Consider the following 13,809-nt stretch of genomic DNA (forward strand, 5'->3'; position numbering starts at 1 on the left):
GAAGGTTCAGCAGAAGATATCTGGCTGTTTTCGTTCTTTGGAGGGAGCGAAAATTTTCTGCCGCATTCGGAGTTATCTCTCGACCTGTCGAAAACAAGGGGTAAATTTGAGCCGGGCATTACAGATGCTATTCCGTGGTGAATTGCCTGATTTTGCCAGCTCGTAGCGACAGTGGATGAAAATACGCTGAATAGATACCAAATTTCTGCTAAAACATTCTCAAAAGAATTATGATTATGAACAATACATTATATAGAGGGATGCAAAGCGATGGACAGTAGCCGAAAGAAACATTGGGAAAATGTTTATGAACAAAAGAAACCGTCAGAGGTCAGTTGGTACCAGGTTAACCCTGCTGTGTCACTGGAGTTTATCACCTTGGCAAAACCAGACAATGCTGCAAAAATTATTGATGTGGGTGGCGGTGTGTCTGTCCTTGTGGATGAATTGCTGGAGAAGGGATATCGGGATTTAACCGTTCTGGATATTTCATCAAGAGCTATTCAATATGCTCGGGAGAGACTGGGCAGGCGGGCTGAAAATGTATGCTGGATTGAGGCCGATGTAACAGAATATGTCGCGCCCTATCCGTTTGACCTTTGGCATGACAGGGCGGTGTTTCATTTCCTGACCGATCCATCGGACAGAAAGAAATATGTTGAGGTATTACAAAATTCTTTGAAAAGGGGAGGGCATTTGATTATCGCCGCTTTTGCAATTGACGGCCCAACAAGGTGCAGCGGTCTTGATATTGAACAATACGACGCGGAAAAATTACAAAATGAATTAGGAAGCGAATTCCTTCTGATGGAGGAAAAACAGGAAATTCATGTTACTCCAGCCAGCAAAGAGCAGAAATTTGGTTTTTTCCGGTTTATGAGAAAATAATTAAATGGTATAGGAAGCAGAGAGGTGCATTCCTGTGCTGTATTATCAGCGATATCTATTATTTAAGGCCAATAACTATTTACATTTAACCTATGCTCCTGGGAGTACATTGTTCAATAAAAGGCAGTTTGCATAACGCCTTCAATGAAGCCGCGTCTTTGGGAATAGACACCTTTCAAATCTTTACGAAAAACCAACGCCAATGGAAAGAAAAAATCGTCGGTCCGGCGGAAAAAACAATTTTCAGAGAAACATTGCGGCAATCAAACATAAAAACAATTTTTTCACACGCATCCTATCTTATCAATCTTGCCACCAGCGATAGCAGAATTCACGCACTTACCCACAATTCCCTCCTGGGAGAGATTCAACGATGTGATGACCTTGGCATTGCGTCTATTATTATACATCCCGGTTTCACAAAAAATACCGGCAAACAAACCGGCATGAAAAACGTAATCAAAATGATAAAATCAGTACTCAAAAAAACAAACAACTCTCCCGTAAAAATCCTGATGGAAAACACTGCCGGCCAGGGGTCAAGCATTGGTTATCATTTCAAGCAGTTACAGCAATTAATTGAGGGAATCGGTTCTGGAAGAATAGGCGTCTGTTTTGATACATGCCATGCTTTCGCAGCGGGCTATGATATAAGGACGAAGATCGGATTTGAAACAACGATGGAGGAATTGGATGCCACGGTAGGCCTCAACTCCCTTTATGCCATTCATTTAAATGATTCGAAAGGGGCTTTGGGTAGTAAAATTGACCGGCACGAACATATCGGGCAAGGCGCTATAGGACTGGAACCCTTCAGACAGATTATGAATACAATGAAACACATACCGAAAATACTGGAAACACCAAAAGAGGGCGGCATGGATGTGAAAAATTTAAATATTTTAAAAGGATTGGTTGAAAATCGTTGATCCCAAAAAATCAAAGGGGATGTACACTGGTAAGAGAGAATATTTTTGCTTCATCACTTATCCTCCTCAAGACATTAATTCGCAACGAAAACCACACGTAAATATCGCTAGAATTCATAATATATTATTGTTAGACTAGATATCTTTAATAGCTACAGGCGAATGTAAATCTGGCTTTTCACAAATCCTTAGTAGTGCCATGCAATCTTCCCCAACAAGTAGTGAATACATCGTATAAAAAACTTTCCTATTAATATTATGAAGAAGTAACGTTATCCAGTGGAAAAAAACAACGAAAAAAAACGAAAGGGAATAGTTCACATAAATCATAAATATTGCAAACGCTGCGGTATCTGCGTAAATCTTTGCCCGGTGAAGAATCTGGAAATTAAAAACAAAATATTAATGGAATTGAATAAATGTATTGTCTGCAGAACCTGCCAGCGTTATTGCCCGGACATAGCCATTGAAATAGAGGAAATAAATGTCTAAACAATTATTGCAGGGAAACCAGGCAATTGTGTTGGGATCTGAGGTTGCAGGCCTGACATTTTTTGCCGGCTACCCCATTACTCCGGCATCGGAAATAATCCACAACCTGGTGAGCAGGAAAAAAGTAAAAGTACTGCAGATGGAAGATGAAATTTCCTCATTAAGCGCCGTTATCGGTGCGTCACTCGCCGGCCTTAAATCAATGACAGCCACGTCCGGCCCTGGATTCTCTTTAATGCAGGAAAACATCGGTCTCGCACACATGATGGAAGTGCCTCTGGTGATTGTTAATGTACAAAGAGTAGGGCCCAGCACCGGCATGCCTACCTTGCCCGCGCAGGGAGATGTTATGCAATGTATATATGGCAGCCACGGCGATTATTTTCCTATAGTATTTTATCCCAATTCCGTGACGGAGCTTTATACTCATACGATAACGGCATTTAATGCCGCCGAAGAATCGTTAAGCCCTGTTATACTGCTTAGTGACGGCTACATAAGCCACCTCTCTGAGACAATTGCCCCCCCTGTTAATTTTGTGATCAAAAATCGGGAACGGCTTCCGTTTGGCTGCGGGAATCGTCATTTCACCGGTTTATCACACTATGATTCTCAACCAAAAACCTCGGATGTTGACAATTACCGAAAACTTATTGCACGTCTGCATGAAAAACAATTACGCATTGCGGGGCAATATAACTATTACGAATACATTGAATGCCCGAAGAAAACCGACACATTACTTATCTCTTATGGAGCTTTATCAAGGGTGGCGTATTATTTCAAAAATGATTTTTCATTATTCCGGCCAATATTGATGTTTCCGGTTTTTGACGACCTTAAGCGCATCGCATCCCAATATAAAAAAATTATCGTTATGGAAATGAATACAGGCCAATATGCCCGTGAAATTGAACGTTTATTACACCGCGAAGTAACTTTGATCCCTATCCTCGGCGGGCGCATAAGCCTGGAAGAAATAAAGAGTGTACTCTCTGAAGTGATTAAAAAATGCTAAAAAACAAGGGTGTCGTTTTATCATGGAAAACAATGCTATAAAAGACGTCCAGTTCAAACGTTATCTGAAACTCGAACTGCTGCCAACGCCATGGTGCGGGGGTTGCGGAAATGGTATTGTGCTGAAAACCATATGCCAGGCCTTTTATGAACTCAACTACCCTTTGCAAGGCACGGTAGTCGTTTCGGGGATTGGCTGCGCAGGGAGAAGTGCGGGATTTTTTAATCTTGATTCAGTACATACCACCCATGGCAGGGCAATTCCCGTAGCAGAAGGTATTAAATATGCGAACGAAAAGCTTAATGTGGTAGTCGTGAGCGGGGACGGCGACCTGATGGGTATTGGCGGCAACCATCTTTTGCATGCCATCCGGAGAAACACAAACATTACTGTTATTTGTTATGCAAATGAAATCTATGGCATGACCGGCGGCCAGGTTTCTCCCATCACCCCAAGGGGTTGCGAGACGTTAACCACGCCGGGAGGAAATCCTGATAATCCCATGGATATACAATATCTGTTTAAAGGCAACAAAAGTTTCTTTGCACGCACCACGGCATATCACCTCAGCCACATGAGAAAATGCATCGTGGCGGCCTTGCAATTTAACGGCTTTTCTTTTGTCGAAGCAAGAACCATGTGTCTCGTCAATTACGGACGCCGGTTAGGGTACAAAAACTCCAATGCAATGTTGAACCACTATAAGGAATTTTACAAAATTAATGATAATGCTGAAGAACTGGCGTCAAATGAGATTGGTATATTACAACACCGCAATCGGCCTGATACATAATTAGTTGTCAACAAAAAATACTTCATCAAAAGTGGAATTTATTACCACACTTTTCTCAGCGTCTTTAGGCTTTTCAAATAGTCTTCGTACTCCAGGTTTGCCTCGATTTTGTACTCTTTTAATATATCCATCATCTTTGCTATTGAGACACCTGCAATATGCGCAGCTTTTTCGAGAGATGCCTCTGATTTTTTATATTTTTCTATGGCAAGCATAACCCGCCCGAGGTCTACCAGCTCTCTTATTTTTTTTGAGACATCTTCATTTTCCTCTTTTGCCAGTGAGGAAAGAAATTTGTAATCAGTATCACCTATGCGGATACTCAAGGTCTTTGTTGCCATTTTATGTACCTCCTCTTAATAGTTTTGTAGCATCGCGAATTATTTCTTTACTATATCGTCCTATTAATTGTAATTTCTGTAATTTAAGAAGCGCTGTTTCGCTATCGATAAGCGTTTTTTCAAATGCTCTTATCAAAATAGTTATTGCAGTAACAAAATCTAACTTGAGCATTTTGCATGCCCTTATCGCATTTCTATCATCGGTCGCCACCATGGATATCCCTTTCTCGATCGATAAAATAATTGCCTCTGCTTCCCCTCTATCGATGCTAAAGTCTTCCATAATATTTTTTGTCTGTGCAATGCCTTTCACCTTAAAAACTTCGATTTTATGATCATTGATTAGTTTTTCTATAGCAGGTACTTCAATTCTGCGATCTTCGCATACTTCCGTCATAACTGTTTCTGGAATCAAGACTTTACCTCTAAAATTAGAGACAACCATGTCGAGCATGTCTATTTTAGCGAGAAGTATTAATGTGGATGAATCAAATACTATCATTCACTAATTGTATGACAAATGTAATACAAATGTCAATATTAGAGATAATTGATTTTGGTATTCAATTTATTTGCCTGACAATCCATGCCGTGTAACATCTTGTGCGCCATGCCGGTTGACATAAATAAACAATAAGTATTACAAGAAATGAAATTGCACCCTCTCTCAACGACACGGCTTTTTTTAAAAGCCGGATTGCTACAATATTTCTTATAGTGAAACCAAAATTTTTAATAAATATTTTGAACTCTCATTGAAAAGAGGGTATAAACCAGATAACACGCTAGCGTTAAAATAGAGTTTTCATCCCCCCCCAAAAACAACATAACAATTGCATCAACCCGACCCTTACGGGTAGTGCGTTTTCTTAAAATTTGTAGTCCGCAGCGGGTGTTTGGGTTTATGAACGTACGCCCCCTTTTTCCCTGCTGCAGGTTATGTAAAACGTTAAAATCTGATTTATTATGAATGCAACTGCAGTTTCAACCAAAATGCCGGGAAGCTGGAAATGGCAGGTAATCCCTGTTGCATTTCTGGTTATATGGTCATGTATTATCTTTGTTAACACGTTGCGGAATAATTTTGTTTATGATGATTCTGTTACGATTGTTAATAACCATTTGATTAAGAATTGGGATAATTTCCGGACGTTGTTTTCCTTTCAGTATTTCATGCTTTCCGGAGAGATAAGCTATCGTCCTATGGTTACGTTTACCTATTTTCTTGACTATTCTCTTTGGGGAGAAAACCCATCGGGGTATCACTTCACTAATCTCCTCTTTCATATTGCAAATGTAACAGTATTCTACTTTTTTATTAAAAAGATAACGCGGATACATTCATTGGCGTTTATTTCAGCATTATTGTTTGCCACCCATCCCGTAATAACAGAAACAGTTAATTCTATCAGCTATCGCGAAGATATCCTTGCCGCCTTCTTTTATCTAATGACGTTTATCCTGTTCTTAAAAATCGACGATGGCTTGAAGAAGAAAGGCGCATTTTATCTGTGTTATTCCGGTTCTTTGACTTTCTATGCACTGTCGTTATTTTCAAAAGAGATGGCAGTAACTCTGCCGGTAATGCTCGTGATATATACATTCTTTTTTCCATCAAAAAATAATCCTTTTAAAGAGTGTGTTAAAAAAATGAAAGGCGTCTATATTGGATATTTTTTAGTCACGTGCTGCTATTTAATTATTCAGTTTTGGGTATTTAAGGATGTGTCTATTAATCTGAGCGAGTCCGGGCAAAGCATCTTTGTGATGTTTAAGGTACTTGCCTCGTATATAAAGCTTTTGTTCCTACCTTTTGACCTTAATGCTGATTATGTGATTCTGCCGGTATTGGCAGATGTGGTATCGTTTTCAATCTCTGTCGTTTTGATAATTGTACTGATTATTGTTTTATTGCGTATAGGGAAAGGAAACAAATTATTCTGTTTTTTTGCAGTGTGGTTTTTTGTCACCCTTTCGCCGGTGTCAAATATAATCCCGTTAAGCAATATCATGTCAGAGCGTTACATGTATATTCCCCTCATGGGATTTTCGGGCGCTGTGGGTGTACTGTTCTGGAAGGGTGTTTCAGAGAATATTTTTGCGAAGATATGCTTTGGCGTGATTTTAATCGTTTTTGCCTTTATAAGTATTTCCCGGAATGTCGTATGGCATGATGAATTTGCTCTGTGGCATGATGCCCTGGCAAGAGAACCTGACAGTGCACGCGCACACCACAACCTTGGGGTGGTATATAATTCAAAAGGGATGTATGAAAAGGCGGAGTATGAGTATAAAAAGACCCTGGAAATAAAACCGAATGATGCCGGGGCGTATTATAATCTGGGGAATTTATACGAACGAAAGGAACTGATTGGCGATGCTATCGCAGCATATGAAAAGGCAATACAATCAAATCCCTACCATGCAGATGCATACAATAATATAGGAAATATTTATAAAAAAAAGAAACAGTATCCTGCGGCAGTGAAAATGTATGAAAAAGCGATCCGGTGCAATCCGTTCGATTTCCGCTATCACAGTAATTTAGGGCTTATCTATCTTGAAACAAAAAATTACCGTGAGTCTGTTGACGCCTTTCTGAAAGCATTAAAAATCGCACCCGATAAATCTTCAACGCACAATTCACTGGGAAATGTTCTTAAAGAAATGGGAGATTTTGATGGCGCGGAAGAGGCATACAAAACAGCGCTTCAATTAGACCCTGCCGATGCAAATATTCACAATAGTTTAGGGATGTTATACACAAACATGAAACAATTTGATAAAGCAATGAGAGAGTTTGATACGGCGATCCGGCTCGACCCGAAAATGGCAAGCGCATATAACAATTTGGGAATTGCCTATGCAAATAAAGGCGACGGGGAAAAAGCGGCAGAGGCATTAAACACAGCGGTAGCCCTTGGATTTGACGGCGCGGATGTGCATAATAATCTGGCATGTGTGTACATGACAATGGGAATGACGGATAATGCCATCCGGGAACTTGACATCGTCCTGGAATATGACCAAACAGATTGCAATGCGCATTGCAATCTTGGCATTGCCTATCTATCCAAAAAAAATGTTGATAAGGCTATTTCTGAGTTTGAAGAGGCTATTAAAATCAATGCGGATGACGCGGATTTTCACCATTACCTTGGCAATGCCCTTATGGAAAAAGGAAGATATGGAGAGGCAGTTGACGCATTTGCACGAGCAATAGAAATTAATCCTGAAAATTCCTCGGTGCACAAGGCGCTCGGCGTTGTGTATGCGAATTATTTCAACAACACCCGGAAAGCATTATTTCATTTAAAAGAAACACTGCGGTTAAATCCAAATCAGCCAATGGCAGGCGAAATAGAAGCGGCTATCGTTACATTAAGCGGCGGTAGCGATGGCATGGCGCAAAAGCCATGATAGGCGAATAAGTAGTTCATGTCATATCAATTTAAAATTTCATAACTCTTGATCTGGTGGAATTTGATTTGATACCAGATTAAATACAAGACGCAAATTTGTACATGGCAGGACGTGCGTATAGCCTGTCCAGTCTCCATGTTCCATTACAGGGTTTAAAAACAGGTGTCATGCCATTTCCCACCCAGCAATGGTGAAGCTTTTTAATCCTTGCCTATCCCACTGGAATTAATAGGCTTAGGTACTTTTTGACTAAAAAAAATACTTCAGAAGCTCTGAGAGTTGAGGCGAGATAGGTGGGCGCTTGCCATTTGGACAAAGACGGAGCATTTTTTTCGAAATATCCTTTTCAAGCGCACAGATTTTCTCTACAATATCGCACAGCGCCACATTTTTGTTTGGGAAAATGGGCTGGTGCGCGTGTTATTTACCCCAAAAATTGATTATCCTGCCCTGTGATTTTATGGCCAGGGAAAATTTTACAAAAGCCCTATCAGTGCAATTTTGCATTCGGCACAGTCTATACATTACATTTAGGTACTTTTTGGCGAAAAAACACTTCGGGAGTTTTGAATTGCCGTTATTGCCGTTATTGATGTATAATGCTTAGTAATTTCGGAAATTCTTAAAAAAACTAAAACGGTTGTAAAATATCGTTTTTTACCGCAGTATAAGAGGTTTTAATGCGGCGTTAACATTGCACTGGCTGCAATGAAAATGTCCTTGACAAGATATTCTACCGCTGTATAATGTTGAAAATTTTTATGCCTTGAAATTTTGCATGAAAATCTTTTAAAAATTTGTTTAATAAAGAACCTGGGAAGGGGGTGGTTAGGCTAAAGATTATTTAATGTTCCTGCTTTTACCTGTGATTCTCGCTTGTGTCACTTAGGTAATAACCGTAGTTTTAAAAGTGTTTAAAGTAAAGAAAGGAGAAGATGTAATGTTTGAAATTTTTAAGAAACCATTGTCCAGGATTGTAGGTGCGACGTTTGCCTTTGCAGGCGTAACCTTGCTAGCTTGCGCTATGGAAAATGGTGTTGCAATGGCTGAAGGACCAACTTTTCAGGACGTAGCATCACAGGTATTCGGCCAGCCAGTTGGCCCTGATAATGATGGCACCTTGTATATATTTGGGTTGACCGCTAAATATACTGAACCTGAATATGTTGATGGACGTGGGCCATACAAGTCTTTTTTGAAGATGTTACCGTCAATTCGTTGGTACGATCCGGAACATTATTGGACAAATGGAAGCCAGACAGAAGGGGTGTTCAAGAACGAAGAATGCGTATTGTGCCATACAGTACAAACTCCGACGATTGTGAACGATTGGAAGCAAAGTTCGCATGGCAGCAAGGACATAAGGAGAGGGATTGGCATAAAGAAGGATGGAAAACCGGTTGAAGATTTGGTTGGTTGTGCTGATTGTCATGGCAATAACCACCAGAAGCTTGAAATGCCAACCTATAAGCTCTGTAACGACTGTCATCCAAAAGAAACAGCGGAACACAGGGCTGGCGGTTTGGGGTCTCATACTCATGCATACACAGTTAACGTGTTGGAATTTTCATGGCACGTAGGGAAACCTGCTGAAGAGGTTACTGGCTGTGCGCATTGTCATGCTATTGCGGAAAACAGATGTTCTGGTTGCCACACAAGGCACAAATTTGACCCGGCTGAGGCCAGAAAACCGACCGCTTGCAGGGTTTGTCATATGGGTATAGACCATGATGAATGGGCTATGTACAATACCTCTATCCATGGAGCATTGTATGAAGCAGAATCAGCCAGGATGGACTGGGGCAAGAAGTTGAAGAAGGGTAACTACAGGGTGCCGACCTGTGCTTATTGCCATATGCAAAACGGCGATCACAATCCGCAGAGGTTTGGAACGATATATAGCGATATGGGTATGTTCCAGGTAGACCGCGGGGCACCAAAACATAAAGCGAAAAGAGACTCTTGGATTAAGTTATGCCAGGACTGTCATTCGCCAAGGTTCGCAGCGGATAAACTCAAAGAAATGGACGCAGGTGTTAATTTGAGTTTTACAAAGTGGAGAGAAGCAGCTGCGGTTATCGTGGGTTGTTATCTTGATGGTGTAGTTGACCCAATGCCTGAAGGATCAGCTCCTGATTGGTACGGTCATTATACTTTCAGCTTGTTACCAGGCGGAGATCCAAGGTTCTACGCGACTTCTAACTTAGAGCGTTTAGGGCTGGAAATGATTTGTTACCTGACCGGTAACGTTTATAAGGCATATGCACATATGTCTATGTACAATCAAACGTACGGAAATGGAAGCGCCTTTGAGCAGGACAGAAAATTGGTTGAAATCAAAACCGAAGCAGCTAAGTTGAGAAGGTTTGCAGCTATTGAGAAAAAGATCGGTTTAGAACACAAATCTGCTGATTTCTGGAAACATGGTGAATATCTTGATTTACTCCCAGGCTGGAAGAGAAAACCTGGCGACGTGGATGTTGAATGGTTCAAGAGAACTGATATTCCTCACCGTGCTAATGCAGATGCTGGTGTAGAAATACATCACTAAGTTTCATGTACCTGATTTAATTTTCAGGATATATATGTTGTCGAGCAATGAGGGTAGCAGAGGTCAATTTGCTACCCTCATTGTATTTATTCGGTACTTTTATGTGCGTTGTATCTTTATAAATGAGTTAGGTTTTTAGGGAAATTCAAGATAAACTACATATTGTGCAGAGATAAATACATAATCTGTGTAATCCGTAGTTTCAATCCTTTTTTGCCTGTTTGAAACCTTGTATCTCCAGGCAATTAAGTATTAAGAGAAAATTACTTGTTTTAAAATGAAAGAAGGAGGTTTAAATTATGAGCATCACTACTTCAAAAATAAGAACTCCTGCGTATGAAAAATTATCGGTGGCAGATGGTTTTTCTGCTAAAATGGGGCATTTTGGCCGCTTTGGCGGAAAGTTTGTGCCGGAAACGATTATGCCCTCTCTCGACCAATTGGAACAAGCATATAATGATGCGAAAAACGATCCGACATTCAATACAGAACTGGAATACTATTTGAGAGAGTATGTGGGGCGTCCTTCAACCCTTTATTATGCGGAAAGGCTGACAAAAAAACTTGGCGGCGCTAAAATATATCTCAAAAGGGAGGATTTAAATCATACCGGAGCACATAAAATTAATAATACGATTGGGCAAATATTGCTTGCTTTGAGGATGGGAAAAAAGCGCATTATTGCTGAAACTGGCGCTGGACAGCATGGCGTCGCCACGGCTACTGCTGCTGCAATGTTTGGTGTTCAATGTGATGTATATATGGGCGAAGAAGACATGAGACGTCAGTCGTTGAATGTTTTTAGAATGAAGCTGCTCGGAGCAAAGGTTATTCCCGTCGTCAGTGGTTCGAAAACATTAAAAGATGCTACAAATGAGGCTTTGAGGGACTGGATGGGGTCGGTAAAACACACTCATTACATTATTGGTTCTGTTGTTGGTCCTCATCCTTACCCAACAATGGTAAGAGATTTCCAGTTAGTAATAGGACGAGAAGCAAAAAAGCAGATATTGGAAAAGGAAAACCGGCTGCCGGATTATCTTATTGCCTGTGTTGGTGGCGGTAGTAATTCAATAGGATTGTTTCATCCATTCATTGACGACAAAGAGGTAAAAATGATTGGCGTAGAAGCGGGAGGCACTGGCCCTGGAGTAGGCCAGCATGCATCGACTCTGACAAGCGGGAAAGTAGGTGTGTTGCATGGAAGTGTAAGCTATGTTCTTCAGGACGATGATGGGCAAACATTGCCGGTGCATTCAATTTCTGCCGGTTTGGACTATCCCGGCGTTGGTCCCGAGCACAGCTATTTGAAAGACATCGGAAGGGCTGATTATGTTTCGATAACTGACGAAGAAGCGGTAAGCGCCTTTCAGGAATGTGCCCGATTAGAAGGGATTATTCCAGCCCTTGAGGCCGCACATGCTATTGCGTATACAATGAAACTTGCTCCTGTTTTGAGTAAGGACAAATTGATTATTGTTTGTTTATCCGGTACTGGAGATAAGGATTCCTTTGAAGTGGCAAAAAAACTAGGCTACGTCATCTAGTGGAATACCACATATAAAATAATCGTAAGTAAATAAGGTATTTAATTCGAAGTAAAGCACAGTCTCTATTTGATTTTTAGAGTAGAGAAATCGTTATAGTTTTGTTGAGATGATTCCAATGAACAGGATTGATAAAAAATTTGAAGAATTAAAAAGAAAAAAGGAGCCTGCTTTTATTCCGTTTATTACGGCCGGAGACCCTGACATCGAAACAACAGAGGACTTGATTCTTGCTTTTGAGAAAAAAGGGGCAGATATTATTGAGCTTGGTGTACCATTTTCCGACCCTATTGCAGATGGGCCTGTTATTCAGGCATCATATCACAGGGCATTGGGAAAAGGGGTAAAGGTTGCGCAAATATTCGATATGATTTCGAGGCTTCGCAGTAAAACTCAAATACCTGTAGTCGGAATGATTTCTTATAGTATTGTGTACAAATTTGGAAGTAAAGCTTTTGTTGAAATGGCTTTAAAGGCAGGGTTTGACGGATTGACTATCCCAGACCTTCCCATTGAAGAAAATGAAGAAATATTTGAAATCTCATCCAAAAATGATTTAAAAATTGTTTGTTTTGTGGCCCCAACAACAACGAATCAACGAATGAACCTTATTACTCAAAGAACGCAGGGGTTTTTGTATTATATTTCGGTGGTGGGGATTACCGGAGCAAGGGATATGTTGCCCGATGATATTGTACAAAATATTAATAAACTTAAACAGCTTACTAGTATTCCTATTGTAGTAGGTTTTGGGGTATCCACAGCCAAACAAGCAAGTATGGTCGGAAAGATCGCAGAAGGCGTAATTGTTGGCAGCGCTATTGTAAGAGAAATTGAAAAATATGAACACGAACTTCATGAGAAGCGGATAGAAAATGTTGGTAATTTTGTTGAGGAGTTAGTTATTGGGACAAAGAATTTGCCGAAAACACCTTTGGTAAGCATTGGTTAGTTGAAGTTTTATTTTTAATATCATTTAAAAAAAAGAAAAAACGTAACTATTCAGCGTGTTTGAGCAAAAAACATTATATGTGGTAGAGAATGCTTGTTTTGTATTTTCAGACTATATGTGGTAGTACAACCTGTGGCTAAATTTTATGTTTTTAGTCATTTTATGCCATATATGGTAGTCGCAAAATCACGCTGAATAGTTACAAGAAAGAAAAAACAGGATATATTTTGGATCAGAACAAAGAAAAAGGGTACACTCAATATCAAAAGAAGGTTATTAAGGGATTTTATGAAAATAAAGACCTGCGACTAATACAAAACCTTGGAGAGCTGGTTTCTGATATGTACCTGATAACGGACGAAAAAAAGAAGGATTCCGGCTGGAAGAGAATTAAGAAAATACTTGCCGATTTGAAGGTGCACCCTAACGAAGTGGAATATTTGACTAAAGAGAGAAACCTTGCGGTAATTTCAAAAAAAATAGAAGAAATATTCTAATGGCAAGCAGGAGGCCGGCGTTAGTTAATATGGGCAATTTATGATTTATCAAAATCAACCGCAATGTCGGTTATAAGTGTCTGTGCAGACACTTATAATTGCTACGTTTTTAAGTTCTGCCACTAAAAATCAGTATGTCTGGTTTTCCACAATACAGCTTCAGATTGGAATTAAACTGTGACCCTCTCTTAAAGCGGATGTTCACCCCAAGTCAAAAAACAAAAGTGCCGTAAAAGCCTTATATTTATTGACTTTTACGCCGAACAGCAAGCTTTTTTCTAGTGACTACCCGTATGTTCCGGCTTGGCAATACTTCTGGCAACTTTATCTGTAATGCCTCTAATAATTCATGTGATTGTTGCCGCGGACGCGGGATCT

12 protein-coding genes and 1 pseudogene are annotated in these 13,809 nt (G+C 40.2%); 11 read left to right on the top strand and 2 right to left on the bottom strand.

Going from position 1 to position 13,809, the window contains the following annotated elements; all coding sequences use genetic code 11:
- The 6 genes and pseudogenes from QZT26_RS12530 to QZT26_RS12555 all read left to right on the top strand — a co-directional run.
- Positions 1-166: pseudogene (locus QZT26_RS12530) on the top strand (IS66 family transposase); the annotation flags it as partial.
- 104 nt (positions 167-270) lie between these two features.
- Positions 271-888 carry a class I SAM-dependent methyltransferase gene (locus QZT26_RS12535; protein WP_099325780.1) on the top strand — a complete coding sequence of 206 codons (618 nt, stop codon included), beginning with the start codon at positions 271-273 and terminating at the stop codon, positions 886-888.
- Between the two features lie 92 nt (positions 889-980).
- Positions 981-1,817 (top strand): deoxyribonuclease IV, encoded by an 837-nt coding sequence (locus QZT26_RS12540; protein ID WP_099325781.1) that lies wholly within the window; start codon positions 981-983, stop codon positions 1,815-1,817.
- 279 nt (positions 1,818-2,096) lie between these two features.
- Positions 2,097-2,309 (top strand): 4Fe-4S binding protein, encoded by a 213-nt coding sequence (locus tag QZT26_RS12545; RefSeq protein ID WP_099325782.1) that lies wholly within the window; start codon positions 2,097-2,099, stop codon positions 2,307-2,309.
- Positions 2,302-3,327 (top strand): 2-oxoglutarate synthase subunit alpha, encoded by a 1,026-nt coding sequence (locus tag QZT26_RS12550; RefSeq protein ID WP_099325783.1) that lies wholly within the window; start codon positions 2,302-2,304, stop codon positions 3,325-3,327. Before QZT26_RS12545 ends, QZT26_RS12550 begins: the two co-directional genes overlap by 8 nt.
- Positions 3,328-3,349: 22 nt before the next feature.
- Positions 3,350-4,120, top strand: coding sequence for a thiamine pyrophosphate-dependent enzyme (locus QZT26_RS12555; protein WP_099325784.1), 771 nt, complete (start codon positions 3,350-3,352; stop codon positions 4,118-4,120).
- Positions 4,121-4,161: 41 nt separating this feature from the next.
- Here the strand turns inward: QZT26_RS12555 and QZT26_RS12560 are convergent, their stop codons facing one another.
- Positions 4,162-4,461, bottom strand: a complete 300-nt coding sequence (locus QZT26_RS12560) for a UPF0175 family protein (protein WP_099325785.1) — start codon at positions 4,459-4,461, stop codon at positions 4,162-4,164.
- 1 nt (position 4,462) lies between these two features.
- Positions 4,463-4,963, bottom strand: coding sequence for a hypothetical protein (locus QZT26_RS12565; RefSeq protein WP_099325786.1), 501 nt, complete (start codon positions 4,961-4,963; stop codon positions 4,463-4,465).
- A 464-nt stretch (positions 4,964-5,427) separates the two neighbouring features.
- Here QZT26_RS12565 and QZT26_RS12570 point away from each other — a divergent pair, with 464 nt between their 5' ends.
- The 5 genes from QZT26_RS12570 to QZT26_RS12590 all read left to right on the top strand — a co-directional run bounded on the left by QZT26_RS12570 (position 5,428) and on the right by QZT26_RS12590 (position 13,431).
- Positions 5,428-7,881 carry a tetratricopeptide repeat protein gene (locus QZT26_RS12570; RefSeq protein WP_295102565.1) on the top strand — a complete coding sequence of 818 codons (2,454 nt, stop codon included), beginning with the start codon at positions 5,428-5,430 and terminating at the stop codon, positions 7,879-7,881.
- A 943-nt stretch (positions 7,882-8,824) separates the two neighbouring features.
- Positions 8,825-10,435, top strand: coding sequence for a hydroxylamine oxidase (locus tag QZT26_RS12575; protein ID WP_099325788.1), 1,611 nt, complete (start codon positions 8,825-8,827; stop codon positions 10,433-10,435).
- Between the two features lie 299 nt (positions 10,436-10,734).
- Positions 10,735-11,982: a tryptophan synthase subunit beta gene (trpB, locus tag QZT26_RS12580; protein WP_197705203.1), complete on the top strand. Its 1,248-nt coding sequence runs from the start codon at positions 10,735-10,737 to the stop codon at positions 11,980-11,982.
- A gap of 118 nt (positions 11,983-12,100) precedes the next feature.
- Positions 12,101-12,934, top strand: a complete 834-nt coding sequence (gene trpA / locus QZT26_RS12585; protein ID WP_157820605.1) for a tryptophan synthase subunit alpha — start codon at positions 12,101-12,103, stop codon at positions 12,932-12,934.
- Between the two features lie 227 nt (positions 12,935-13,161).
- On the top strand, positions 13,162-13,431 hold the full coding sequence (locus tag QZT26_RS12590; protein ID WP_099325790.1) for a hypothetical protein: 270 nt from the start codon (positions 13,162-13,164) through the stop codon (positions 13,429-13,431).
- Positions 13,432-13,809 lie beyond the last annotated feature (378 nt).

Source organism: uncultured Candidatus Kuenenia sp. (assembly GCF_900696675.1).
GTDB classification, from domain to species: Bacteria; Planctomycetota; Brocadiia; order Brocadiales; family Brocadiaceae; genus Kuenenia; species Kuenenia stuttgartiensis_A.